Annotated in this window: 22 protein-coding genes; 10 read left to right on the forward strand and 12 right to left on the reverse strand. The window is 71.6% G+C overall.

Annotated features, from left to right (window positions below):
* Positions 1 to 4: 4 nt before the first annotated feature.
* Positions 5 to 940 (reverse strand): bifunctional helix-turn-helix transcriptional regulator/GNAT family N-acetyltransferase, encoded by a 936-nt coding sequence (locus tag ABT137_RS26030; protein WP_351712868.1) that lies wholly within the window; start codon positions 938 to 940, stop codon positions 5 to 7.
* A gap of 400 nt (positions 941 to 1,340) precedes the next feature.
* On the opposite strand from ABT137_RS26030, the gene ABT137_RS26035 reads away from it, so the two are divergent.
* Positions 1,341 to 1,829 carry a hypothetical protein gene (locus ABT137_RS26035; protein WP_351712871.1) on the forward strand — a complete coding sequence of 163 codons (489 nt, stop codon included), beginning with the start codon at positions 1,341 to 1,343 and terminating at the stop codon, positions 1,827 to 1,829.
* A 431-nt stretch (positions 1,830 to 2,260) separates the two neighbouring features.
* On the opposite strand, the gene ABT137_RS26040 is transcribed toward ABT137_RS26035, so the two are convergent.
* Positions 2,261 to 3,307 (reverse strand): LacI family DNA-binding transcriptional regulator, encoded by a 1,047-nt coding sequence (locus ABT137_RS26040; RefSeq protein ID WP_351712873.1) that lies wholly within the window; start codon positions 3,305 to 3,307, stop codon positions 2,261 to 2,263.
* A gap of 251 nt (positions 3,308 to 3,558) precedes the next feature.
* Here ABT137_RS26040 and ABT137_RS26045 point away from each other — a divergent pair, with 251 nt between their 5' ends.
* The 6 genes from ABT137_RS26045 to ABT137_RS26070 all read left to right on the forward strand — a co-directional run bounded on the left by ABT137_RS26045 (position 3,559) and on the right by ABT137_RS26070 (position 10,890).
* Entirely contained in the window at positions 3,559 to 4,716 is a 1,158-nt protein-coding gene (locus ABT137_RS26045; protein ID WP_351712875.1) for a Gfo/Idh/MocA family protein, read from the forward strand.
* Positions 4,713 to 5,864, forward strand: a complete 1,152-nt coding sequence (locus ABT137_RS26050; RefSeq protein WP_351712877.1) for a dihydrodipicolinate synthase family protein — start codon at positions 4,713 to 4,715, stop codon at positions 5,862 to 5,864. The genes ABT137_RS26045 and ABT137_RS26050 overlap by 4 nt, the downstream gene beginning before the upstream one ends.
* A 32-nt stretch (positions 5,865 to 5,896) precedes the next feature.
* The gene (locus ABT137_RS26055; protein ID WP_351712974.1) at positions 5,897 to 6,697 is read left to right on the forward strand and encodes a sugar phosphate isomerase/epimerase family protein; all 801 of its coding nucleotides are present in this window, start codon (positions 5,897 to 5,899) and stop codon (positions 6,695 to 6,697) included.
* Between the two features lie 178 nt (positions 6,698 to 6,875).
* The gene (locus tag ABT137_RS26060) at positions 6,876 to 7,958 is read left to right on the forward strand and encodes a DNA polymerase III subunit beta family protein (protein WP_351712879.1); all 1,083 of its coding nucleotides are present in this window, start codon (positions 6,876 to 6,878) and stop codon (positions 7,956 to 7,958) included.
* A gap of 233 nt (positions 7,959 to 8,191) precedes the next feature.
* Positions 8,192 to 8,542 (forward strand): hypothetical protein, encoded by a 351-nt coding sequence (locus ABT137_RS26065; protein ID WP_351712881.1) that lies wholly within the window; start codon positions 8,192 to 8,194, stop codon positions 8,540 to 8,542.
* A 230-nt stretch (positions 8,543 to 8,772) separates the two neighbouring features.
* Positions 8,773 to 10,890: an FUSC family protein gene (locus ABT137_RS26070; protein ID WP_351712883.1), complete on the forward strand. Its 2,118-nt coding sequence runs from the start codon at positions 8,773 to 8,775 to the stop codon at positions 10,888 to 10,890.
* 20 nt (positions 10,891 to 10,910) lie between these two features.
* Here ABT137_RS26070 and ABT137_RS26075 read toward each other — a convergent pair whose 3' ends face one another.
* Entirely contained in the window at positions 10,911 to 12,869 is a 1,959-nt protein-coding gene (locus tag ABT137_RS26075) for a glycoside hydrolase family 15 protein (RefSeq protein ID WP_351712885.1), read from the reverse strand.
* Between the two features lie 460 nt (positions 12,870 to 13,329).
* Between ABT137_RS26075 and ABT137_RS26080 the strand changes: the two genes are divergently transcribed.
* Complete coding sequence (locus ABT137_RS26080; protein WP_351712887.1) at positions 13,330 to 14,325, forward strand: ArsR/SmtB family transcription factor; 996 nt, start codon at positions 13,330 to 13,332, stop codon at positions 14,323 to 14,325.
* A 57-nt stretch (positions 14,326 to 14,382) separates the two neighbouring features.
* On the opposite strand, the gene rbsD is transcribed toward ABT137_RS26080, so the two are convergent.
* The 5 genes from rbsD to ABT137_RS26105 all read right to left on the reverse strand — a co-directional run bounded on the left by rbsD (position 14,383) and on the right by ABT137_RS26105 (position 20,264).
* On the reverse strand, positions 14,383 to 14,772 hold the full coding sequence (gene rbsD, locus ABT137_RS26085; protein WP_351712889.1) for a D-ribose pyranase: 390 nt from the start codon (positions 14,770 to 14,772) through the stop codon (positions 14,383 to 14,385).
* Entirely contained in the window at positions 14,769 to 15,671 is a 903-nt protein-coding gene (locus ABT137_RS26090; RefSeq protein WP_351712891.1) for a ribokinase, read from the reverse strand. Before ABT137_RS26090 ends, rbsD begins: the two co-directional genes overlap by 4 nt.
* Before the next feature lie 90 nt (positions 15,672 to 15,761).
* Positions 15,762 to 17,708, reverse strand: coding sequence for an ABC transporter permease/substrate-binding protein (locus tag ABT137_RS26095; RefSeq protein WP_351712893.1), 1,947 nt, complete (start codon positions 17,706 to 17,708; stop codon positions 15,762 to 15,764).
* Entirely contained in the window at positions 17,698 to 19,224 is a 1,527-nt protein-coding gene (locus ABT137_RS26100) for a sugar ABC transporter ATP-binding protein (protein WP_351712895.1), read from the reverse strand. The genes ABT137_RS26095 and ABT137_RS26100 overlap by 11 nt, the downstream gene beginning before the upstream one ends.
* Complete coding sequence (locus tag ABT137_RS26105) at positions 19,221 to 20,264, reverse strand: LacI family DNA-binding transcriptional regulator (protein WP_351712897.1); 1,044 nt, start codon at positions 20,262 to 20,264, stop codon at positions 19,221 to 19,223. The genes ABT137_RS26100 and ABT137_RS26105 overlap by 4 nt, the downstream gene beginning before the upstream one ends.
* Positions 20,265 to 20,443: 179 nt before the next feature.
* On the opposite strand from ABT137_RS26105, the gene ABT137_RS26110 reads away from it, so the two are divergent.
* Together ABT137_RS26110 and ABT137_RS26115 are read left to right on the forward strand one after the other, a co-directional pair.
* Positions 20,444 to 20,626, forward strand: coding sequence for a hypothetical protein (locus ABT137_RS26110; protein ID WP_351712899.1), 183 nt, complete (start codon positions 20,444 to 20,446; stop codon positions 20,624 to 20,626).
* A 187-nt stretch (positions 20,627 to 20,813) separates the two neighbouring features.
* Entirely contained in the window at positions 20,814 to 21,218 is a 405-nt protein-coding gene (locus tag ABT137_RS26115; RefSeq protein ID WP_351712901.1) for a hypothetical protein, read from the forward strand.
* A gap of 55 nt (positions 21,219 to 21,273) precedes the next feature.
* Here the strand turns inward: ABT137_RS26115 and ABT137_RS26120 are convergent, their stop codons facing one another.
* The 4 genes from ABT137_RS26120 to ABT137_RS26135 form a co-directional block, all read right to left on the reverse strand.
* The gene (locus ABT137_RS26120) at positions 21,274 to 22,056 is read right to left on the reverse strand and encodes a DUF5995 family protein (protein WP_351712903.1); all 783 of its coding nucleotides are present in this window, start codon (positions 22,054 to 22,056) and stop codon (positions 21,274 to 21,276) included.
* Between the two features lie 139 nt (positions 22,057 to 22,195).
* A complete protein-coding gene (locus ABT137_RS26125; RefSeq protein ID WP_351712905.1) occupies positions 22,196 to 23,083 on the reverse strand; it encodes an MBL fold metallo-hydrolase in 888 nt (295 codons plus the stop codon).
* Positions 23,084 to 23,197: 114 nt separating this feature from the next.
* Positions 23,198 to 23,980 carry a VOC family protein gene (locus ABT137_RS26130; RefSeq protein ID WP_351712907.1) on the reverse strand — a complete coding sequence of 261 codons (783 nt, stop codon included), beginning with the start codon at positions 23,978 to 23,980 and terminating at the stop codon, positions 23,198 to 23,200.
* A 97-nt stretch (positions 23,981 to 24,077) separates the two neighbouring features.
* Positions 24,078 to 25,022, reverse strand: coding sequence for a CPBP family intramembrane glutamic endopeptidase (locus ABT137_RS26135; protein ID WP_351712909.1), 945 nt, complete (start codon positions 25,020 to 25,022; stop codon positions 24,078 to 24,080).
* Between the last annotated feature and the right edge of the window lie 180 nt (positions 25,023 to 25,202).

The following is a 25,202-nucleotide window of genomic DNA, read 5'->3' on the forward strand; positions in this document are numbered from 1 at the left end:
CTTCTCACTCGCCGGTCGCGTGCAGGTCCAGCCGCCAGTCCTGGCCGACCAGGTCCTTTCCGAAGGAGCGGTGCGGTTTCTCGGCGGTGAGGACGAAGCCGTGCCGCTGGTAGATGCGGCGGGCGGCGGACAGCACGTCGTTGGTCCACAGGACCAGTTCCCGGTAGCCGACCCCGCGCGCGAAGTCGGTCACGGCGGTGACCAGCCGGTCGCCGATGCCGAGCCCGCGGGCCTCGGGTTCGACGAGCAGCAGCCGCAGCCGTGCGGTGCCCGGGGCGTCGTCCCGTACGCACATCACGCAGCCCACCGGCCGTCCGGCCCACTCGGCGATCCAGGTCCGCTCCAGGTGCGGGTCGTGGTCCTCGGCGTAGTCGGCGACGATCCGGGCGACGAGGCCCTCGTAGTCGGTGTTCCAGCCGTACTCGGCCGCGTACAGGGCGGCGTTGCGCTGCACGATCCAGCCCAGGTCGCCGGGGTGCGGCTCGCGCAGCACGACCTCGCCGGAGCCCTCGGGGGCGTGCCCGTCGCCGAGGATCGTGCGGATGGTGCGCATCGCCTCGGCGAGGCGTGCCCGCTCGCCGGGGTCGACGGGGCCCAGCAGCGAGCCGACCGATTCGCGGGCCCGCTCGTCCAGCAGCTCTGCGGCGGACCGGCCGCCCGTGGTGAGGGACACGCGCCGCCGCCGCGGGTCCTTCTCCGAGGGCGCGCGCTCGATCAGCCCGGCCTCCTCGAACTTGTTGAGGATGCGGCTCAAGTACCCGGCGTCCAGCGCGAGATCGGACCGCAGGTCGGCCGCGTCGGTGTCGGCGGCGTGCGCGAGCTCGTAGAGCACCCGGGCCTCGGTGAGGGTGTACGGGGCGTAGAGGTGGCGGCCGTAGTCGAGGGCGCCGATGAGGTTGGTGTAGAAGCGGTTGAAGGCGCGGATGTCCTGGACGGTCATGGCTGGACTCCGATGGCTGACTGAGTCAGAGATACCGTGGCTCCGAGGCTATCCCGCCACCCCGCCCGGCCGGAAGGTGCCGGCCCGAACGGCGGCCCCACTGGCTTCACTTGTTCTTTCCTGCCGGGCCGAGGTCCTGCTTTTGACTTCGCCGCGCCCGCGCCGTAGGTTTATACACGAACGTCACTTATGTCCGTTTCAATCAGGACGTGACGTGGTCCGCCGAAAGGCCCGGACGGGTGCGGAGAACCCGGCATCACGGGTGGCGGACGCGCTCAGGGCTGCGCGCAGGCTCTGGAGCGTACGCAGGGCGGCCGACTCGACTCTTCTGACACGGCGGCCGTCGTAACCCATCACACCCTCGGAGAGGGGCGAAACCATGCGCGCGCACACCACACGTATGAAGAGGGTCGCCATCGCTGCGATTTCGGCACCCATCCTGGCGCTCGGCGCCGGAGCCGGAATTGCCAGTGCGGCCACCCACGCGGCGCCCGACCACGTTGTCTCCTACCAGGACAACGGCGGTGGCGGCGGCGGTCACGGCGGTGGCGGCGGCCACGGCGGCGGTGGCGGAGGCCACGGCGGCGGCGGTGGCGGCCATGGCGGCGGAGGCTACGGCGGCGGCGGTCACGGTGGCGGCGGCTACGGCGGCCACGGTGGCTACGGTGGCGGTGGCTACGGCGGCCACGGTGGCGGTGGCTACGGCGGCTGGGGCGGCTGGGGCGACAACGGCTACGGCGGCGGCTACGGCGGTCACGGTGGCGGCGGCTACGGTGGCGGCGGTCACGGTGGCGGCGGCTACGGCGGCGGCGGTCACGGCGGCGGCGGTGGCGGTGGCCACGGCGGCGGCGGTGGCGGTGGCCACGGCGGCGGTGGCGGCGGCCGGTGAGTGACACTCCCTGACACCTAAGGACGGATCCGGGTGCCCGACTCTCGGGCACCCGGATCCGTGCGTCGAAAACCCCCGTATCGAAACCTCTGCATCAACTGCGTCCAGACCCTGGCGGGGCCCGGCCGGACTGCACTTATGGCGGTCCGTCAGGGCGGCCACCAGCCCTCCTGGCGCTACCAGACACGCCTCGTGATCCAGCTGAGCCGCTGCTGGGGCGAAGAGGCACAGGGGCCTGACGGTGGTCGGTCGGCTGCCGGCCGGTGGGGGCTTGTCGCGCAGTTCCCCGCGCCCCTGGGGGCGCGGGGAACTGCGCGAGCACCCCCCGAACACCCGCAGCCGAAACACGACAGTCGGGACGAGGACGAGGACTGGTCGGGGGCACCTGAGCCGCGCCCCCCGCTGTGGGGGTTCTCGTCGCCGGTGGGTGGTCAGGTGCGCGGCACTCCCGAGGACCCCCGCACCATCAGCTCCCCGCGCACCGTCGCGATCCCGCCCGGCGGCGGCTCCTCGCGGCCCATGGCGATGCGGCCGGCCCGCGCCCCCGCCTCCGCCAGCGGCAGCCGGACCGTCGTCAGCGACGGCACCGCGTCGATGCTGAAGGGCAGGTCGTCGAAGCCGGCCACCGACACGTCCGCCGGGATCCGCAGCCCCGACTCCCGCAGCGCCGCGCACGCGCCCAGCGCGACCGAGTCGTTCGCCGCCACCACCGCGGTGAGCGTCGGGTCCCGGCGCAGCAGCTCCAGCGTCGCTTCGTACCCCGCCCGCCGGTCGTACCGCCCGTGCACGGTCCAGCGCGGATCCTCCTCGATACCGGCCTCGGCCAGCGCGGCCCGGTGGCCCTCCAGGCGGTGCCGGGTGGTCGTTCGCTCCTCGGGGCCCGCGATGTAGCCGAGGCGCCGGTGGCCGAGCCCGATGAGGTGCTCGGTCAGCTGCTTGCCGCCGCCGCGGTTGTCGAAGGTCAGCGCCACCGCGTCGGTGTCCGGCGCGGGCGGGCGGCCGCACAGCACCACCCGGGTCCCCGCGTCCGCCAGCTTGCGCAGCTTCGCCGCCACCGCCGCCGCGTGCGGCGCGTCCTCCACGGCCCCGCCGGTCAGGATCACCGCCGCCGCCCGCTGCCGCTGCAGCAGGGTCAGGTACGTCAGCTCCCGCTCCGGCGCCCCCCCGGTGTTGCAGGTCACCGCCAGCCGCTCGCCGCCCGCGCGCCCGCCCGGACCGCCGATCTCGGCCTGGATCGCGCTCGCCATGATCCCGAAGAACGGGTCGGCGATGTCGTTGACGAGGATGCCGACCAGGTCGGAGGTGGCCGCCGCGAGCGCGCTCGCCGGCCCGTTGAGGACGTAGTCCAGCTCGTCCACCGCCCGCAGCACCCGTTCCCGGGTGGTCGCCGCCACGGGGTAGTTGCCGTTCAGTACGCGCGACACCGTCGCGGGCGAGACCTGGGCGCGGGCCGCCACGTCCGCCAGGGTCACCGTCATCTCGTCGTCCTCCGGTCACGCATCTCGTCGTACGTCGTCGTACGCAGCCTGATCGGCAGCCCGATCAACAGCTTGCTCATAGGAAGCCCCCTTGCCGTGCAGACCATAAGGCCATTCACTCCTGTTGTTCGCCCCCTCGAACAACTCGACCCCATCACGGTCTTGTACAGACCAGGGGTCAAAGGCTAGCTTCAGACCATATAGAAAGCGCTTGCTGCGTCGCTGGGACGCACGCGGACGAAGGGAAACACGTGAACCGCAAGACGGTGCGTATCGCCATGAACGGCGTCACCGGGCGCATGGGCTACCGCCAGCACCTCGTCCGCTCGATCCTCGCCCTGCGCGAACAGGGCGGACTCGACCTCGGCGACGGCACGGTGCTGTGGCCGGAACCGGTCCTCGTCGGCCGCCGCGAGAACGCGCTCCGCGAGATCGCCGACCGCCACGGCCTGTCGGACGAGCACATCTCCACCGACCTGGAGGCCGTGCTCGCCGACCCCACCATCGACATCTACTTCGACTCCCAGGTCACCTCCGCCCGCGAGGAGGCCATCAAGCAGGCCGTCGCGGCCGGCAAGCACATCTACACCGAGAAGCCGACGGCCACCGGCCTCGACGGCGCCCTGGAGCTGGCCCGGCTCGCGCACGCCAAGGGCGTCAAGTCCGGCGTCGTCCAGGACAAGATCTTCCTGCCCGGCCTGCTGAAGCTGAAGCGGCTCATCGACGGCGGCTTCTTCGGCCGGATCCTCTCGGTCCGCGGCGAGTTCGGCTACTGGGTCTTCGAGGGCGACTGGCAGGAGGCGCAGCGTCCCTCCTGGAACTACCGGGCGGAGGACGGCGGCGGCATCGTCGTCGACATGTTCCCGCACTGGGAGTACGTGCTGCACGAGCTGTTCGGCCGCGTGAAGTCCGTCCAGGCCCTCACCGCCACCCACATCCCGCAGCGCTGGGACGAGAACGGCAAGCCCTACGACGCGACGGCCGACGACGCCGCGTACGGCATCTTCGAGCTCGACGGCGGCGCCGTCGCCCAGATCAACTCCTCCTGGGCGGTCCGCGTCAACCGCGACGAACTGGTCGAGTTCCAGGTGGACGGCACCGAAGGCTCAGCGGTCGCCGGCCTGCGGAACTGCCGTGTCCAGCACCGCAGCGCGACCCCCAAGCCGGTCTGGAACCCGGACATCCCGGCCACCTACGCCTTCCGCGAGCAGTGGCAGGAGATCCCCGACAACACCGAGTTCGACAACGGCTTCAAGGCCCAGTGGGAGCTGTTCCTCAAGCACGTCTACGCCGACGCCCCCTACCACTGGGACCTGCTGGCCGGCGCCCGCGGCGTCCAGCTCGCCGAGCTGGGCCTGAGGTCGTCGGCGGAGGGCCGCCGCATCGACGTACCGGAGATCGAACTGTGACCATCCACCTTCCCGCCGCGGACGGGTCGGTGCGGGCGTACGAACCCCGCACCGAGCCGTTCGCCCTCACCCCGGGCACCCCCTTCACCTCCCGTACGGTCTTCTCGGCGGCGCACGTCGTCGCCGACCCCTTCGCGGACACGAACCCCGACGCGCCCGCCGCCGTCGACTGGGACGCCACCCTCGCCTTCCGCCGCCACCTGTGGTCGCACGGCCTGGGTGTCGCCGAGGCGATGGACACCGCCCAGCGCGGCATGGGCCTGGACTGGGCGGGCGCGGCCGAGCTGATCCGCCGCAGCGCCTCCGAGGCCCGTGCCGTCGGCGGCGCGATCGCCTGTGGTGTGGGGACGGACCAGATCACCGGCGGCTCGCTCGCCGAGATCCGGGCCGCGTACGAGGAGCAGCTCGCGCTCGTCGAGGAGTCGGGCGCCCAGGCCATCCTGATGGCCTCCCGGGCGCTCGCGGCGGCCGCCTCCGGCCCCGAGGACTACCTCGACGTCTACGGCCACCTGCTGCGCCAGTCCGCCGAGCCGGTGGTCCTGCACTGGCTGGGCCCGATGTTCGACCCGGCGCTGGCGGGCTACTGGGGCTCGGCCGACCTCGACGCGGCCACCGACACCTTCCTGGAGGTCATCGCCGCCCACCCCGACAAGGTCGACGGCATCAAGGTCTCCCTGCTCGACGCGCAGCGCGAGGTCGACCTGCGCCGCCGCCTGCCGCAGGGCGTCCGCTGCTACACCGGCGACGACTTCAACTACCCCGAGCTGATCGCGGGCGACGAGCAGGGCTTCAGCCACGCCCTGCTCGGCATCTTCGACCCGCTGGGGCCGCTGGCGGCCGAGGCGGTCCGGGTCCTGGACACCGGTGACACGGCGGGCTTCCGCGGCCTCCTGGACCCCACCGTGGAGCTCTCCAGGCACCTCTTCCAGACCCCCACCCGCTTCTACAAGACGGGCGTGGTCTTCCTGGCCTGGCTGGCCGGCCACCAGTCCCACTTCACGATGGTCGGCGGCCTGCAGTCGGCGCGCTCCCTGCCGCACTTCGCGCGCGCCTACGAACTCGCCGACGGCCTGGGCCTATTCCCCGACCCGAAGCTGGCCGAGGACCGTATGAAGACCCTCCTCGCCCTGTACGGAGTGAACCAGTGAGCGGCGACCTGTCCCGTTTCTCCATCAACCAGATGACCGTCAAACAGCTGTCGCTGCCCGAACTGGCCGACGCCTGCCTGGAACTGGGCGTGCCGGGTGTCGGCCTGTGGCGCGAGCCGGTGCAGTCCTACGGCGTCGACGCGACCGCCAAGCTGGTCCGCGAGGCCGGCCTGACGGTCACCACCCTGTGCCGGGGCGGCTTCTTCACGGCCATCGACCCGGACGAGCGCGCCGCCGCGCTCGCCGACAACCGGCGGGCGGTCGAGGAGGCCGCGACCCTCGGCACGGACACCCTGGTCCTGGTCTCCGGCGGCCTGCCGGCCGGCTCCAAGGACCTGCACGGCGCCCGGGAGCGGATCGCCGACGCCCTCGCCGAACTCGGCCCCTACGCCGAACAGCACGGCGTCCGCCTGGCCATCGAGCCGCTCCACCCGATGTTCGCCTCCGACCGCTGCGTGGTCTCCACCCTCACCCAGGCGCTGGACCTCGCGGAACGCTTCCCGGCCCACCAGGTCGGCGTCACGGTCGACACGTACCACATCTGGTGGGACGACCGGGCGCCCGAGCAGATCGCCCGGGCCGGTGCGGGCGGCCGTATCCACACCTTCCAGCTCGCCGACTGGACCACCCCGTTGCCGGAGGGCGTCCTCAACGGCCGCGGCCAGCTCGGCGACGGCGCGATCGACATGCGCGAGTGGAAGGGGTACGTGGAGGCGGCCGGCTACACCGGGCCCATCGAAGTCGAGCTGTTCAACGACGGGCTGTGGGCGAGGGACGGCCGCGAGGTACTGGCGGAGACGGCCGGCCGGTTCCTGGAACACACGGCGGACTGACGGGTCGGTGGCCTGCCCGCATCCCCTGATGACGGGCAGGCCACGCCCCTCCTCCGCGACCCCGCACTGCGGACCGCGTTCCTGCACTTCCGGGGCGTCAGCTACTTACCCACCCCGACCTGGCGGGGTTGACCCTCGACCTTGTGCAGGGCCCAGAGTGCCGGGTGTGGAGAACGACATGCGCAGCATCGGGGAGACGGCCCGCGACAGCGGCCTGGGCGTGAGTGCCCTGCGGTTCTACGACCGTGCCGGTGTGCTGGTCCCTGCCTGGGTGGATCCGGTGAGCGGTTACCGCTGGTACGAGCCCGGGCAGCTGGAAGAGGCCCGGCTGCTGGCCCGCCTGCGCCGGGCCGGGATGCCGCTGGCGGACATCCGGCTGGTGCTGGCCGGCTGGTCCGGCCCGGACACCGATCTGGTCCGGAAGCTGCTCAGGGCACACCTGCGCCGTCTCGAACAGGGGCTGTCCGATGCCCGCGACGAGTTCTCCGCGCTCCGAGCGCTACTCGATCACCGGGAGAATGTCATGACCTCGCTCCGCATCGCCGCCGTCCGCCTGTCCGTCGCCGCGCCGGAGCTGGCAGCCGTGCTGGACACGGTTCGCTTCGCGGCGAGCACCGACCCCGAGCTGCCGATGCTCGGCGGGGTGCTGTTCGACATCGAGGGCGAGAGCCTGCATGCGGTGGCCACCGACCGGTACCGGATGGCGGTCGCGCGGGCCGGTGTCGCCGGGCACGACGGGGGCCGGGTGCAGGTCATCGTGCCGACTCCGCTCGCCGACGCGATGCGTGCGCTGCTGGACGGCGAGGGACCCGCGCGACTCTCGCTCGACGGCGACCGCGTGACACTGGAGGCCGGGGACCGGCAGGCGGCCGGCCGGTGCCTCGACCACGACTTCCCCGACTACCGTCGTCTCCTGCCCCGGGCCGGCGGACGCCGCACCGTCGTCGAGGTGGCGGCCTTCCGGCAGGCTCTGGAGACCGGTCCTGTCCGCTCCGGAGAGGCCGGGGCGCCCGGCCTCAGCGTGCTCAGGGTGGAGGACGGCGGTGGGGTGACCGTCTGTGCCGATGCCGACGGAGCCGATGTCGACGAAGACCCGAACCGTGTTGCCGTCAACCGTGAGTTCCTGCTGGCCGCGCTGGCCGCCGGGGCCCGTGACCGGCTGATTCTGGAGTTCGGCGCGTCCACCGCGCCGATCGCGATCCGCCGGCCCGAGGACGAGGGCGCCTTCTCGCTCCTGATGCCGGTCCGGCTGGAGAACTGACGGTACCTGTGTGAGGACTTATTCACACAGGTCGTTTTTATATTCCCTGTTCACGGTCGACTGCCCTTTTTGATTTGCTGTGGCTCACCTGTCAGTTCAGGTTTTTTCCGATCGCCTGGAACCGCGTTCGGCCAGGTCGTGTCTATAGGATTCGAGTCGGCCGCAAGGGCGAGCAAAGGGCCCGGAATTGCGGTTGGAAAAGGCAATTCAAAACCAAGGAGTTCTCTGTGAACATGCGTATCGTCACCGTCGCCGTGGCCTCCGCCGCGCTCGTCGCCGCCGGTGCCACCGCCGCGGTCGCCGCCCCGGCCCCGGCCTCCTCGATCACCCTCAAGGCGAGCGCCACCACCGTCAGGCTGGGCGATGTCGTCACCTTCACCGGCAAGGTCGACCGCATCAAGGAGGGCAGCAAGGTGACCCTCCAGGTCAAGGACGGCAAGAAGTGGGTCTCCCTGCCCGCGACCGCGAAGGTCTCCAAGGCGGCCTACAAGCTCACCGACAAGTTCGACAAGAAGGGCGTCGAGGTCCTGCGCGTGAAGGACGGCAGCACCGTCTCCAAGAACGTGTCCGTCACGGTCCGCTGAATACGTCCGCGGCGCGCCGCGGCTGAATACGTCGGTTTCCCCTGACCGACTTCCCTGAGATCCTGCCCCACCCCGTCCGATCCGGGGTGGGGCAGGTGTCGTGGGGGCGGTTGCGCGTTCGCTGGATCCTATGGCCACCTGTGGTCCAGGTACAGCGAGTGGCGGCCGCGCCGGGGCCGGCAGAAGATGAGAGCGCTGCTCCCGCGCCGTGCCGCTGAGGAGGCCCGGACATGCGCTGGTGGTCGTCGCTGATCAGGATCGGCCGGGACGGGCTACGCATTCAACGGGCGTTCGCGGCCCCGTCGGCGATCGCGCGGGCCGTACTGGCGGTCCTGCTCGCCACGGTTCTCGGCCTGCTGCTGGACGACCCGGTGGCCGGGGCCATGGCCAGTGTCGGCGCGTTCATCTGCGGCATCGGCACGCTGGTGAGCCCGCTGCGACACCCCGTGGTGAACGCGCTCGGGATGGGAGTGGCCTTCAGCGCGATGGCGGTGCTGGGGGCCCTGGTGCACGGCACCACCTGGGCGTTCCTGCTGTTGCTCGGGGTCGCGGCGTTCGCCACCGGGCTCTGGCGGACGCTGGGCGTCGCGTCCGGCATCCGGGGCTGCCTCGCGGTCATCGGGCTGATGATCACGGCCGATCTCGCTCCCGGCGTACACGGCGGCCTGGTGATGGCCGGGTGGATCGCGGTCGGGACCGGGCTCGTCGTGGTGGTGCAACTGCTCCCGCCGTACGGTCCACGGTTCGCCGCCCAGCGCCGTGCCCTCGCCGCCCTGTACCGGTCGCTCGCCGAGGCCTCGGTCGCGGCCGACCCCGCCGCCCCGGGCGGGACCGCTCCGTTCACGGCGGCCCGGCAGGCCCTGGACCTGCTGCCCCAGTTCAGCCGGCCGGCCGCGGCGGCCCTGTTCGGGCTGCTGGGCGAGGCCGAGCGCATCCGCCGGGCGCTGCACACCGTCCGGCTGACGGAACCGGCGGCCGCGGCGGCCGGGAACCAGGAGGCGCTGGCCGCCGCCGCGCAGGTGCTGGGCACCGTCTCCCGTACGGTGGCCTCCGGCCGTGAGCACCGCCCCGCCGACTCGGTCGGCACCCTCCTGGAGTCGTGGGCGGCCGCCTCGCCCGTGCGCGGCCCGCGCGACCTGGCCGCGCGGCTGCGGCAGGCCGAGCAGTTGGCCCGGTCCTCGACCGACGACCGCCTCGGCGATGTGCTGGAGCCCCACGCCGAGGTGCCGGGTCTGTACGCGGGTACCCCTTCCGTGGCGCGCACCGCCCGGCGGATCCGGGCGCAGCTGCGTCCCCAGTCACCGATCTTCCGCCATGCGGTGCGGCTCGCCGTCGCCGTGGTGGTCGCCGAGGTCATCGGCCGGTCGATCGGCGGGTGGGGCGGTCTCGGCATCTCCGCGCACGGCTTCTGGGTGGCCCTGACCGCCATGCTGGTGCTCTTCCCCGAGTACGGACACACCGTCACCCGCGCCTGGGGACGGGCGGCCGGGGCCGTGCTGGGCGGCGTCCTCGCCTGGGTGCTGTCCCTGCCGCACTGGTCGCCCGGCGGCCTCGCGGCCTTGTCGGTGGTGCTGGCCGCCGCGTCGTTCGCCACCCTGCGGACCGGGCAGCTGATGCTCAACCTGTGGCTGACCACCTGGATCGTCTTCCTGATCCACCACGTCGGCGGGCTGCCCGGGCCCACGGCGTGGGCGCGCGCCGCCGACACGGTGGTCGGCGCCGCGCTCGCCGTACTCGTCTTCCTGGTCTGGCCGACCTGGTCCGCCCGGCGGGTGCCGGGCCTCCTCGCGGAGTGGTTGCGGGTGCAGGACCGGCTGCTGCCCGAACTGCTGACCGGCTACGCCGATGTCGGGGCGGCCGACCGGGCCGCCGTTGACGCACTGCGAACGCGATCACGGCAGCTCAGGGGGCACCTGACAGCAGCGGTGGAGCAGTCGCACGCCGAGCCGGCCGAGCACCGCTGCCCCTGGTCGGGTGCGCAGCTGGAGCAGATCAGGACCCAGGTGTCCACGGTCGCCCGATGCGCCACCCTGCTGGGTGAAAACCTGCCGCGCACCCCGCAGGACACCGTGCCGGAGCTGACCGAACTGGTCGATCCGCTGCACGAACACCTCACCGCCCTGGCCCGCGCCGCCGCCGGAGCCGAGACCGTGGCCCCGGGGGCATTGCGGTGGGTCTTCGACTCCTTCACCGCCCGCTCAGGTCTGCTGGCCGAGACGTCCGACGGCTCCGGCAGTGTCACGACCAGCCGCGCCGTCGCTCTGAGCACCGCGACCGTCGACGCCGTCGAAGCCCTGACCGCGACCATCGCCGCCCGTCACCGCCCCCGTCGCCACGCGGCAGCCTGAAACTCCGCCGGGTGGTGTGCTCACCTGCGGGTGACGTGGTCCGACGGATACGGGGTGGTCGGCGTGAGGGGTGGGCCTTCGGCTGCCGCTGACATCGGTTGGGTGCAGAGGAAGGGGACCGGAAGCGGGGAGGTGGGAGGGAAGCCGGGCTTGGCGGCGTCGAGATGGGCATCGAGGTTCAGTGCAGCGGTGACGAGGGCGAGATGGGTCAACGCCTGTGGAAAGTTGCCGAGTTGTTCGCCGGTCAGCCCGATCTCCTCTGAGTACAGGCCGAGATGGTTGGCGTAGGTGAGCATCTTCTCGAAGACGAGCCGCCCTTCACGCAGATGTCCGGCGCGGGCGAGGGCTTCGACGTACCAGAAAGTGCATGCGGAGAAGGTGCCTTCGGAACCGAGCAGTCCGTCGGGGGAGGCGGCGGGGTCGTACCGGTACACGAGGCCGTCGGACACGAGGTCCTTCTTGATCGCGTCCAGGGTCGAGAGCCACCGCGGATCCTGTGGGGGGATGAACCCCACCGCGGGCATCCGCAGGAGTGCGGAGTCCAGGACGTCGCTGCCCAGGTACTGCGTGAACGCCGCCCGTTCCGGATCCCACCCTCGCCGCAGGATCTGCCAGTAGATGGCGTCGCGTTCCTTCGTCCAGCGCTGCACCTCGGCGGGGCGGCCGCTGCGAGTGGCCATGCGGACGGCCCGGTCCAGCGCGGTCCAGCTCATGAGCCGTCCATAGGTGAAGTCCTTGTCACCGCCCCGGGTTTCCCAGATGCCGGCTTCGGGACGGTCCCAGTTCTCGCACACCCAGTCCACCGTGTTGATCAACGCCTGCCAGATGCGGCAGGTCGTCGGCAGACCCTGCTGGTCGGCGAAATGGAGGCATTCCAGTGCCGATCCGTAGATGTCGAGCTGCAACTGGTCGGCGGCACCGTTGCCGACTCGTACCGGAGCGGAGCATCGGTAGCCTTCCCAGTGACCCAGGGTCTGCTCCGCCAGGTCGGAGGAGCCGTCGATGCGGTACATGACCTTCAGAGGGTGCTCGCTCGGACCGGTGTACTCCTGAACGCGGTTGCCCAGCCACTCGGCGAACGCCACGGCTTCCTCGGTGAATCCCAGCCCGAGCAGCGCGTGAAGGGACAACGAGGCATCGCGTACCCACGCGTAGCGGTAGTCCCAGTTGCGCTCGCCTCCGACCTGTTCCGGCAGGCTGGTGGTCGGAGCCGCGACCATCGCCCCGGTCGGGGCGTACGTCATGAGTTTGAGCGTCATGGCGGAGCGGTTGACCATCTCCCGCCACCGCCCGGTGTAGCGCGAACGCGCCAGCCAGTGGTGCCAGAAGGTGATCGTGTCCTCCAGGAGCCGCTCACACTCCTCCGGTGGGACGGTGCGTGGCGGGCCGTCGGCGAATGTCTCCAGCACCAGGCCCCGGGTCATGCCGGCGCGCAGCCTCACGGTCATGCACACGTCGCCGTTGCGCATCCTCCGGTCGCCCGCGCACTCCTCGCCGGGTGTGTCCACCGTATGGACGGTTACCTCCGTGTCGCGGCCGGCGAAATGCCAGCCGCCCATGTGCGAGGTGACCTCGTGCGGTTGGCGTGCGTAGTCGAGCCGAGGGGCGATCTCGATGTCGAACGAGATCTCACCGCGTGTGCACCGCAGCATGCGGACCAGCCGGTGACGGTTCGTCGGATCGCGTGGCGAAGCGGGCGGCATGAAATCCACGATCGATCCGACGCCTTGTTCGGTCATGAACCTGGTGAGCAGCACGCAGGTGTCCGGGTAGTAGAGCTGCTTCGTCGCGTACGTCGGTGCCCGGGGAGCGATCGTCCAGTGACCGCCGTTCTCACTGTCGAGCAGCGCCCCGAAGATACTCGGCGAGTCGAATCGCGGGCTGCAGAACCAGTCGATGGTTCCCTCGGTGGAGACCAGCGCGGCCGTCTGCAGGTCACCGATGATTCCATGGTGTTCGATCAGCGGGTGTTCGCTCATGGGGCCTCTTCCCATTGCGCCTGGCGTCGGCGGTGACCTCGCCGCCCCCGGCCACGCCGCTCGCGGTCACACGACGCGCTCCCACCTCCAGACTGCACGGCGTGCACAGGGTTCGCATCACTCCCGGAGGCGGACCGAGAGCGCGCTACTTCCAGTGATGCGTGAGCACGCTGCGGAGCGGTCCGGTTTCCCGCCCGGCGGTACACGTGATCCCGGGCAGAAAATCTTGGACCGGCGTACAACCCTCCCCCCACCCCGCCGGTCTACTTGGCGTCAGGACTTTCGGAGGGGGATCCGGGGGGATCGCGGGGGTTCTGATACGGAGGGGGAAAGCCGAGGGGGTTCGGTCGACGGACCGGGCCCCCTCGAAGCATGCCGCGGCCTGTTCCTGTGTTGTTCGTGGGTGCCGCGTGCCTCAGTCTGCTGCTGAGCGGGACGACTGTTCGACTCGGGGGGGCTCATGCTGCGTATCCACTTCACGCCCCAGGACCTGGCTCGCGTCCGGGTGGCGAGTGCCCCGGACCCGCTCTGGGAGATCGCCTGCAGCCTGCACCGATTACAGACCACGCAGGGCCGCTGGGCGTACGCCGACTGGTACCGCGAGACCCGGACCACCCTCGCCGGCACCCAGCTCGGCGCGGCCGTACGCCGCCTCCTGGTCCCCGTACTGCCCCGGGCCCGCTACCTGCCCGACTTCCTCACCCCGCACGAAGCCGCCGACGGCCTGGACCGCGGGCTCGCGACGATCGCCGACACCCCGCCCGCCCGCGTCGCCCACGAGATCCGGATGCTGGACCGGTTCAGCGGCGCCCCCGACTGGGCGCCCCGGCTGCTGGAGCGCGAGGCCCGGGAGGACCTGGCCGGACTCCTGCGCGCCTACCACGAAGCGGTCATCGCGCCCCACGAGAACCGCATTCTCGCCACCGTCGCCGCGGAACGCGCCCTGCGCGGCCGGGACGCCCTCGCGGCCGGGGTCGACGGACTGCTCGCCGGTCTGTCACCCGCCATCCGCTGGCACCCGCCGGTCCTGCACGTCGACTACGTCGAGGACCGCGACCTGCACCTGGCCGGACGCGGACTGCGCCTGGTCCCGTCCTACTTCTGCTGGCAGTCGCCGGTCTCGATGGCCGACGAAACCCTCCAGCCACTGCTGGTCTACCCCGTGCACGGCCTCCGCGCGCCCGCCCCCGAACCCCCGCGCGACGCCTCGCTCGCCGCGCTGCTCGGCCGTACCCGCGCGGCCGTGCTGCGGTCCCTCGCGCTGGGCGCGACCACCTCCGAACTGGCCGGATCCCTGGGCGTGTCGGTGCCCACGGCCTCCCACCACGCCACCGTGCTGCGCGACGCCGGCCTGGTCTTCAGCCACCGCCACCACAACACGGTGCTGCACACCCTCACGCCGCTGGGCGCCGCGCTGCTCAGACCGGCGATCGGCGCCGGGGCGTCACCCGAGTGAGCCCCGACCGCCCTGGCCGAGCGGGGCCGCGGCCCGCTCCGCAGCCGCTTTCGAGCCCTAGAAGAACACCCCGCACCGCAGCAGCACGTTCGCGTACGGCCGGGCCTCCCCGGTCCGTACGATCAGCCGCGCCTCCGCCGACAGCTCCTTCAGCCGCTCGTGCGGGACCAGGGCCAGGTCGGGGAAGTGCCCGTCCAGCAGCGCCGCGGCGGCAGGGTTGGCCTCGCGTACCTCCGTCGCGGCCGTCGCGCCCTCCACGACCAGCTCCGCCAGCAGCCCGTCCAGCACCTCCGCGAAGGACGGCACCCCGGCGCGGAAGGCCAGGTCCACGACCCGCGGGCCCTTCGGTATCGGCATCCCGGCGTCGCACACCAGCACTCCGTGCCCGTGCCCCAACTCGGCCAGTGCGCCGGAGAGATGACGGTTGAGGATGCCCGCCCTCTTCACAGCGCGTCGACCTCCGCCGCCGTCGGGTAGGACTCCTGCGCACCGCGCTTCGTCACCGCCGCCGCCCCGACCCGCGCCGCGTACGCCGCCGCCCGGGCGAGAGGCGCGCCCGCCCCGAGCCGTACCGCGAGGGCCGCCGTGAACGCGTCCCCGGCGCCCGTGGTGTCCACCGCGTCCACCTTCACGGACGGCACCGACTCGACCCCGTGGCCGTCGGCCACCAGCGCACCCTCCGCGCCCAGCGTCACCACCACCGACTTCGGGCCCTTGGCGAGCAGGAGCCGCGCCCAGTCGGCCGGTTCCTCGCTCACGCACGCCGCGCCGAGGATCACCCGCGCCTCGTGCTCGTTCACGATCAGCGGGTCGCAGGCTGCCAGGACCTCACCAGGAAGGGGCTGCGGCGGGGAGGGGTTGAGGACGAAACGGCTGCCGGGGGCCAGGTTCCGTACGACCTCCACGACCGTCTCCAGCGGAATCTCCAGCTGGGTGGAGACCGCCCGGGAGGCATGGAAGAGGCTGGCCGCGGCCTGCACGTCCGCCGGTGTGAGGCGGCCGTTCGCGCCCGGGGAGACGACGATGCTGTTGTCGCCGGAGGGGTCCACGGTGATGAGGGCGACCCCCGTCGGCGCCCCGCCCACCAGCACGCCCACCGTGTCCACACCCGCCGCCCGCTGCGAGTCGAGCAGCAGCCTGCCGTGCGCGTCGTCGCCGACCCGGGCCAGCAGGGCGGTACGGGCACCGAGCCGGGCGGCCGCGACCGCCTGGTTGGCGCCCTTGCCGCCGGGATGCGTGGCGAGATCGCCGCCGAGGACGGTCTCCCCGGCGTCCGGCCGCCGCTCGACACGGATCACCAGGTCGGCGTTGGCCGATCCCACGACCAGGAGGTCGTAGTCGTACATCAGATGACTCCCTAAGGACCTGAAGGACCTGTACGAATGGGTTGAGGCGGCCGGGGCTCCATTCAAGCGCCCGGCCGCCTCCCTGGTGCCTCAGCCGGTGAAACCGGCCACGTTGTCCTTCGTGACCACCTTCACCGGGACCTTGATCGTCGAGGGGATCTTCTGGTCCTTGACGGCCTTCAGCGCGTTGTCCACGGCGATCTTCCCGAGCTGGCTGGGCTGCTGGGCCACCGACGCGTACAGCGTGCCGTTCCTGACCGCGGTCAGGCCGTCCGGCGTGCCGTCGAAGCCGACCACCGAGACCGACGAACCGGCCTTGGAACCCAGCGCCTTGATCGCGCCGAGGGCCATCTCGTCGTTGGCCGCGATGACGCCCTGGACGTCCGGGTGGGCCTGGAGCAGGTTCGACATCACGTCGAGGCCCTTGGTGCGGTCGAAGTCGGCGGGCTGCTGGGCCACCACCTGGATACCGGGGTAGGCCTTCAGCCCGTTGGCGAAGCCCTGCGCCCGCTCCCGGGCGGCGGAGGTACCGGCCTGGCCCTGCAGGATCACGATCTTGCCCTGGCCGCCGAGCTTCTCGGCGATCGTCTTCGCGGCCAGCTCGCCACCGGTGACGTTGTCGGAGGCGACCAGCGTCGCCGTCGTGGCGTTGTTGACGCCCCGGTCGACGGCGATGACCGGGATGTCCGCCTTGCCGGCGGCCTTCACGGAGTTGCTCGCCGCGTCCGAGTCGACCGGGTTGACGATGATCGCGCCGAGCCCGGAACTGGTGAAGTTCTGCAGCTGGTTGGCCTGCTGCGAGGCGTCGTTCTGGGCGTCGGTGACGGTCAGGTCCACGCCCTGCTTCTTCGCCTCGGCCTGGGCACCGGCCCGGATCTGCACGAAGAAGGGGTTGTTCAGGGTGGACAGGGACAGACCCATCTTCGGGTTGGTGGAGGAGGAGCCGGTGTGCAGCAGGGAGGTCGCGGCGACGAGTCCGACGGTGACGACGGCCGCGAGCGCGTACGTCCCCGCCTGCTTGCCCTTGTTGCCCCCGGTGCCGGCGGCCACCGGGGTCGCCCCGGCCTTGCGGCGCACGGTGTCGAGGAGCACGGCGAGTGCGATGACGACACCGATCACGACCTGCTGCCAGAACGCGGACACGTTCAGCAGGTTGAGACCGTTGCGCAGCACCGCGAGGATCAGCGCGCCGATCAGCGTGCCGGACGCCTTGCCGGTGCCGCCGGCCAGCGACGCGCCGCCGATCACGACCGCGGCGATGGCGTCCAGTTCGTAGCCGTTCGCGGCCTGCGGCTGCGCGGAGGACAGCCGGGCGGCCAGCACGATGCCGGCGACGGCCGCGAACAGCCCCGACAGGGCGTAGATGGCGAGCTTCTGCTTGTTCACCCGCAGCCCGGACAGCCGGGCCGCCTCCTCGTTGCCGCCGATCGCGTACATCGAACGCCCGATGTAGGTCCGGCCGAGCACGAAGGCCGCGATCAGCCCCATGAGAACCATGACCAGCACCGGCACCGGCAGCCAGCCGCCGAGGGTGTCACCGAGGTGCGAGACCGAGTCGGGGAAGGCGATGGGGGAGCCGTCGGAGATGACCAGCGCCAGGCCGCGGCCCACCGACAGCATCGCGAGCGTCGCGATGAACGGCGGCAGCTTGCCGTAGGCGATGAGGAAGCCGTTGACGAGACCGGCCGCGAGGCCGGTGGCGACGGCGAGGACGACGGCCAGGAACACCGGCACCCCGTGCGAGGTGGCGCTCCACGCCAGCACGGTGGCCGACAGGGCCGCCACCGAGCCGACCGACAGGTCGATGCCCGCCGCGACGATCACGAAGGTCGCGCCGAAGGCCAGGATGGCCGTCACGGCCGCCTGGACGCCGACGTTGAGCAGGTTGTCGGTGGTGAGGAAGTCCCCGGACAGCGCCGACATGGCGATGACGAGAACGATCAGCGCGGTGAGCGCGCCGTTGTCGAGGAGCAGCCGGCGCACGCCCGCGGCGCCACCGGCGCCCGTGCCGCCGCTCTTGAGCGTGTCAGTGGCCACGTCCGGCCTCCTTGTCGGTTGTGGTGGTGGGGGTGCTGACGGCAAGGGCCATCACGGAGTCCTGGGTGGCCCGGTCGGCGGAGAGCTCGCCCGCGATCCGCCCCTGGGCCATCACCAGCACCCGGTCGCTCATCCCGAGGACCTCCGGCAGATCGCTGGAGATCATCAGTACGGCGGCGCCGGCGGCCGTGAGCTCGTTGATCAACTGGTAGATCTCGACCTTGGCGCCGACGTCGATGCCGCGCGTCGGCTCGTCGAGGATCAGCACCTTGGTGTCGGCGAGCAGCCACTTGCCGATGACGACCTTCTGCTGGTTGCCGCCGGAGAGCGTCCGCACGTGCTGCCCGAGCCCGGCCATCCGCACGCCCAGCTGCCCGGCGATCCGCTTGGCGGCGACATGCTGCCCCTTGAGGTCGACGATCCCGGCCCGGGTCGCCTTCCGCAGCGTCACCAGCCCGAGGTTCTCCTCGACGGAGGCGTCGAGCACCAGCCCCTGCCCCTTGCGGTCCTCGGGTACGAGCCCGATCCCGGCGGTCATGGCGGCGTTGACGTCGTGCCGCCGGAGCGCCGTACCGGAGACCTTCACGGCCCCCTTGTCGTACGGATCGGCCCCGAACACGGCCCGAACGACCTCCGTACGGCCCGCACCCACCAGGCCTGCGATCCCCACGACCTCCCCGGCGTGCACCTCGAAGCTCACGTCGTGGAAGACCCCGTCCCGGGTCAGCCCCTCCACGGACAGCAGCGCCGCACCGGCCTCGCCCCGCTCCCTCGGGTACTGCTGCTCGATGGACCGCCCGACCATGAGCCGGACGAGCTCGTCCTCGGGCGTGGACGCGGGCACCTGGCCCACGCTCTTCCCGTCGCGGATGACGGTGACCCGGTCGCCGAGAGCGGCGATCTCCTCCAGGTGATGCGTGATGAAGACGATCCCGACCCCGTCGGCGCGCAGCTGCCGGACGATCGCGAAGAGCTTCTCCACCTCCTCCGAGGTGAGGACGGCGGTCGGCTCGTCCATGATGAGCACGCGCGCGTCCAGGCTGAGCGCCTTGGCGATCTCGACCATCTGGAGCCGGGCGATCCCGAGTTCACGGACACGCGCGCGTGGCGACACGGTCACGCCGACCCGCGTCAGCAGGACCTCGGCGTCGGCCTCCATCCGCTTCCGGTCGATCATCCCGAAGCGGCGCGGCTGCCGGCCCAGGAAGATGTTCTCGGCGACCGTGAGGTCGGGTACGAGGTTGAACTCCTGGTAGATGGTGGCGATCCCGAGCCGCTCGGAGTCCTGCGCACCATGGATGCGCACCTCCTCGCCGCCGGCCAGGATCCGCCCCGCGTCGGGGGTGTAGGCGCCGGAGAGCATCTTGATGAGGGTGCTCTTGCCCGCGCCGTTCTCACCGAGGAGTACGTGCACCTCGCCCCGGCGGAGGTCGAAGTCGACGCCGTCGAGCGCGACCACGCCGGGGAAGGACTTCCGTATGCCCTCGATGCGCAGCAACTCGTCCGGGTTGCTCACGACGTGCTCCTTTGCACAGGTGTGGGGGACTGCGGGGGGTGGGGGTCGCGGCCCTCGCCGCACGAACGGCGGACGACGAGCCGGGCGGGGAGGGTGACGGACCGGGGCGGCCGTCCCTCGATGCGGTCGATCAGCGCGCGTACGGCGGCGCGGCCGAGCTCGCCGGTGGGCTGGGCGATGGCGGTGACGGGCGGGTCGGTGTGCACGAACCAGGGGATGTCGTCGAAGGCGGCCAGTGCTATGTCACATGGCACCCGCAGCCCCCGCGCCCGCACCGCGTCCAGCGCGCCCAGCGCCATCAGGTTGTCCGTGGCGAACACGACCTCGGGCGGCTCGGGCAGGTCGAGGAACCCCTCGGTGACCCGCCGTCCGCTCTCGGCCTGGAAGTCGCCCTGGCCGATGTAGGCGTCGGGGAGGGGGACGCCGTACTCGGCGAGGGCCTCGCGGAAGGCCTGGACACGCTCGCTGCCGGTGGTGGTGGCCGCCGGCCCGGCGATGATCGCGACCCGACGGTGCCCGAGCCCGCACAGGTGGGCGACGAGATCGCGGATCGCGGCCCGCCCGTCCGCCCGCACCACCGGCACGTCGACGCCCGGGATCCACCGGTCGACGAACACCATGGGCGTCCCGGACCGCGCCGCCTCCAGCATCAGCGGCGAGCCGCCGTCGGTGGGGGAGACGAGCAGCCCGTCGATCCGCCGGTCGAGCAGCGTCCGTACGTGGTGGTCCTGCAGCTCCGGCCGCTCGTCGGCGTTGCCGATGATGACGCTGTAGCCGAGGGCGCGGGCCGCCTCCTCGACCGAGCGGGCCAGCTCGGTGAAGTACGGGTTCATCACGTCGCTGATGACCAGCCCGAGGGTGTGGGTCTGGTCGGTGCGCAGGGAGCGGGCGACGGCGTTCGGGCGGTAGCCCAGCGTCGCGACGGCGGCCAGGACGCGGGTACGGGCGTCGTCGCTGACCGACGGATGGTCGTTCAGGACCCGGGACACCGTGGCGACGGAAACGCCCGCCTCGGCGGCAACGTCCTTGATGCTCGCCATCGCCGCTCCACCTCCTCGTGGAACTCGTGGAATCGATTACACGCCTGCGTGTACCGAGGATTGGAATCGATTACACGACGCTGGGGCAAGGGCCTGGAGCTGGCCGAAATCCAATCGTGACCGAAGGGAGGACCGGAGGGGGCTGGCCCACGTGCGCCCTGACCTGTGGAATTCCGGGCATGACGATGACGAGAAGCGAACGACGTGAAGGCGCGCTCCTGCTGTTCGTCGCCCTCATGGAAGGCTCCCTGATCGTCGGCGGGAAGCTCTCCCCGGCCTGGGCGATCGCGGTGTCCGTTTTCTACCTGGTGTTCCTGGCGATCTACGTCCGAGACCTCGTCCGCCGTCGACGGGGCCTCTAGATGCTCGGTGCTCGGTCGCGGCACCGTACTCTGCCGGAGTCGTCTTCCGCAGGGGCACCTGCTGCACGGTCGTACCGCCGTCCTCGACGGGGCACGTGCAGCACCGCCATCCCTCGGATCTGACTCCTGGCAGTGACGGGTGGGACGGGCTGTGGGAATGGTCGAAGGGCTCTGGAAGGCCGGGGAGATGCCGCTTGGTGACGGGCTGTACCGGCCGGACGACACTGGCCTGGAGTTGCATGTCGAGGGTCCGGGGGCGTACCACCCGGACGCCGGGCAGCCGGTCCCCTTCCGTATCGGAGGACCGTTCGATGTGGCCCAGGCCGTTGCGGAGCACGGCGTCACCGGGGTGGACACCTACTTCCAGAGCCCGCTGCCGGACGGATCGGGGTGGATGTCCGGCGGGGGCGGCGGGATGGGCAACATCGGCTACCTGGCCCGTCTCGACTTCGACTGCTCGTTGAGGTGGGTCGCAGTGATGTTCCGCTCCAACCCGTTCGTCGCGGTGCACCACGAGGGCACGAGCACGGTCTTCACCAATGACTGGGGGAACCGGATGACGCTCGACCTCACGAGCTCGGCCCTTGGCTGACCCCGCCCGTGCCCCCGACGGTGAGTCCTGATCGTCCGGCCGACCGCGGTGTTCGTCACCGTGGCCGGGCGGCGGAGGCCTGCTGCATGGCGTTGTCCAGATGGCTGATGACGGCCGGCACGTCGTCGCTCTCGGTGTGCCGGATCAGCTCCAGGGCCGGCCGGACGATGCCGCCGGGTCGCGCTATCAGCCGGGCGAGCACGGCGGCCCGGGTGTCGAGCCGTTCGATGGTGGCCGCGCGCTCCGCCTCGTGCTGGCCGGCCAGCAGGACGGCGTTGTACCACGCCTCCTCGCGGGACTCGCGGATGCTGAAGTCGAGGATCTGTTCGTCGGTGCGGCCGCCGACCTTGTCCAGCAGCGACAGGAGGGGCGACAGGGCGTCGACGGAGTCCTGCACCGCCAGCACCACCCGCGCGAGGATGTCGTTGATCAGCAGGAAGTCGTGCCGCAGCGCCTGTATGTCCTTGCCCGGGTCGGTCCCCGCGGCGGCGACGGCGAGGTCGAGGTTGATGTGCGCGTTCACGCCGAGTACCAGGTGCTGGACGATGACGGTGTCGGCGTCGTCCAGCAGCCCGAACGTCTCGCGCCAGCAGCGCGGCCCGCTCCGGTCACGGAGCCAGGCGTCGTGCGCGTCGAAGTAACGGTTGCCGAAGAGCGTGTCGAAACGGTCCATGCGGGCGCCGTCCTCGAACAGCCCGTCGTGTATGGCGGTACGGATCTCGACGGTCACCTGCCGGTACAGCGCCGCGAAGTACCCGATCCGGTCACCGGTCCTTTCGGCGTCCCGCACGATCCCGGCAAGCCCGTCCACCACATCGTCGATGTTCTGTGCCGTCATGCCCAACTCCCCTTCCCAGTCCCCTCTTTCGGCCCGCACGGAGGGCTGTGCCACCCGGCGGACCGATCTGCAGCCCCGTCCTACCACCGCACGGCGGGGAAGGGGACAGGGCGCGGGAAACGGGGTTGTGCGCGGGAACTCACCAGCGCACTGCGGTGAAGTCCACCGGGCGGGGCCGGAGTTCCTGAGTTCGGGCCGCCAAGTCGCGTAGCCGTGAGGTCATTTCTTCGTGGGGGAGGTGACGGCGGTCGCCGTGTCCGGGCAGCAGCCACTCGAAACGCAGCCGGCCGGCGGCCCGGGTGAGCGAGGCGGCCAGTTCCCGGATCGAGTACCAGGTGATGCTGTCGACCACCTCGATGTCCGTCGTCGTACGCGACCAGTAGAAGCTGTCGCCGCTGAAGCAGTACCGCTCGTCGGCGAGGTAGAGCACGCTGCCCCGGGTGTGCCCGGGGAAGGGGAGGGCGAGGACGCCGGGGGCGATCCCGGTCGGCTCGGTGCCGCGCAGCACCCGGTCGGCGTCCGGGGCCGCGTCGAGGTCGCCCTCGTGGATCCAGAGCCGGGCGCCGAAGCGGTCGGCGTACCGGCGGCCGTGCGCGGCGTGGTCGCGGTGGGTGAGGAGTACGTCGGTGACGGGCCCCGGCGCCTCGTAACGGGCGGCGAGCGCCGGGCTCCAGCGCGGGGTGTCGATCATCATCGACGTGCCGTCGGGGCGGCGCAGGAGGTAGGAGTTGGCGCCGGCGGTGTGCGGGGAGTTGTGCCCGCACAGCAGCACGGTGTCGTCCAGGGCCATCGGGAACGGGTCCCGTGTCTCGTTCAGCCGACCGCCCGGGGGCCGGACGGACCGGGTGTGGCAGGCGTGCGCGGCCGCGTGCAACCGCTCGGTCTCGGCGTCGTCGCGCGGCTGGCGCAGTACGACCGAGCGGCTACCGGCCTCGCCGATGAGCCCCGGGGCGAGTTGCCGCGCCACATCGCAGTTCGAACAGCGCCCGTCCACCTGCCAGCCGAGGTCCGCGTGCTCGGTTCCCATGGCCCCATCCCCTTCCGTAGGCCGGTCACCTCAGGGGTATCCCGGGCCGTACGGAAAGAGGAAGGGGGGCTGAACCTGTTGCTTTCAACCGAGGGTTGCTCTACCGGCGGTGTCTCACATCGCCTTCGGCTTGAACACCGCGAAGGTCGCGCCCTGCGGGTCGGCGACCACAGCCATGCGGCCGGCCATCATCTCGAACGGCGGTGCCAGCACGGTGCCGTTGCGCTTGACGAGGGCGTCCACCGTGGAGTCGACGTCGTCGACCGCGAAGTAGGTGAGCCAGTGCGGCGGGACGCCGGGGCGGTCGTCGCCGAGCTGGGCGGCGCCGCCGACGCCCCGGCCGCCGACGTTCAGCGACCAGTAGGTGCCGTCGGCGCCCTCCATCGGCTGGATCTCGATCCCGAAGGACTCGCCGTAGAAGCCGGTGGCGGCGGGTACGTCGCTGGTGTTCAGCTCGTTCCAGATCAGCGCGCCCGGCTCGTTGACGATCCCCGCGCCGTGGAAGTCGCCCGGCTGCCACACCCCGAACACCGCGCCCTGCGGATCGGCGGCGATCAGCATCCGGCCGATGTCGCCGACGTCCATCACCGGGGCGATCAGCGTGCCGCCCGCCGAGATGATCGTGTCCTGGGTGGCCTGTGCGTCGGTGCTGGCCAGGTAGGTGGTCCAGACGGTCGGCGGCTCCGGCTGCCCCTCGGGTGCCATGGCCGAGCCGATGCCGGCCACCGGCTTGCCGTGCAGCGTGCAGACCGCGTATCCGCCGAAGTCGGCTCCGCCGACCTCGCCCTGCCAGCCGAACAGGTCACGGTAGAAGTCCAGTGCGGCCTGCTGGTCCTGCGTCATCAGATCGACCCAGCACGGGGTCCCGGTCGGGTACGGAGTAGTGACTTCGGGCATATCCAGCTCTCCCTGCGCGCGAAAAATTTCCCCGCCGCCCACCTTCACCGCCCTGGCTGGTTCCCGCCACCGGAACGGGCCGAGTTTTACGCTCGGCTCACCGTCGCGGGGCGGTCGGCCGGCCCGGTCGCCGGTCGGCCGGCATCCCGAGCCGCCCCCGGGTCCCCGCCACGACGACGACGGCCGCCAGTACCGAGGAGAGCAGGAAGGCGAGGGTGGTGTTCTCGACCGTGCCGTGCGGGAACATGTCCGCCCAGGCCAGGGAGAAGTAGTTGTTGACGCTGGTGTGCAGCAGCATGACCAGCGGCATGCTCTCGCCGGACCGGTTGAAGACATAGGTCATCACGTAGCTGAAGGCGAGCGTCGTGACCATGAACTCCAGCGGGCGCACCGGGCTCACGTGCGGCCCGCCGCCCCACTCCGTCAGGAACAGCGGCAGGTGCCAGGCACCCCACAGCAGCCCGACGACGAGGGTGGCGACCAGCGGCCCGTACCGCCGCTGCATGTGCGGCATCGCGAACTCGCGCCACCCCGGCTCCTCCGCCAGCCCGGTGGTGACCATCTGGAGGACCAGGCCCGGGACGTACGCGGCGAGCACGGCCGCCGGCGGCGGCACGGGGCTCTGGACGGTCAGCGCGGCCGAGGCGACGGTCAGTACGGTGGGCACGGAGACGGCGACGACGAGGAACCACCGCCACCGCACCCTGAGCTTCGTCATCCGCCCCCGCCACGCCCGCAGCCCTGCGCGCCCCTCCGTCATACCGGTGACGAACAGCGCCGAGCCGATGGGACCGAGATAGGCCCCGGGCAGCACACCGAGCAGCTGGCTGCCGGCCGCGCCGCCGGGGAAGGCCCAGTGCCACACCCCCAGCCCGTTCCCGGCCAGGATGTACGGCGTCCAGGCCAGCCAGCTCATGCCCATGGCCAGAGCGAAGAACCAGGTCAGCGGATGGCGACGGATACGGGCCCGCAGGGGCGTGGAGGCCTGTGGCTGTGGCTGTGGCTGTGGCTGCGACTGGGGGAGGCTGGTGGTGACGGTCACCGGAGGTCCCTTCGGGGCGTTCGGGAAGCGTGCTCGGGATGTCTCCAGCACACCAGCGCCGAGCGCCGCGGACACTGCCGCGCAGGCCCCAACTCCCGGTACAGCAGGCTGTACCGGCTCTCACCGGCACCAAGGTGACCGACCGGGTCACGCCCCCCGGCTCTCCGGCGGCGCCACGAA

The organism is Streptomyces sp. NPDC001980 (assembly GCF_040296885.1).
Classification (GTDB): domain Bacteria; phylum Actinomycetota; class Actinomycetes; order Streptomycetales; family Streptomycetaceae; genus Streptomyces.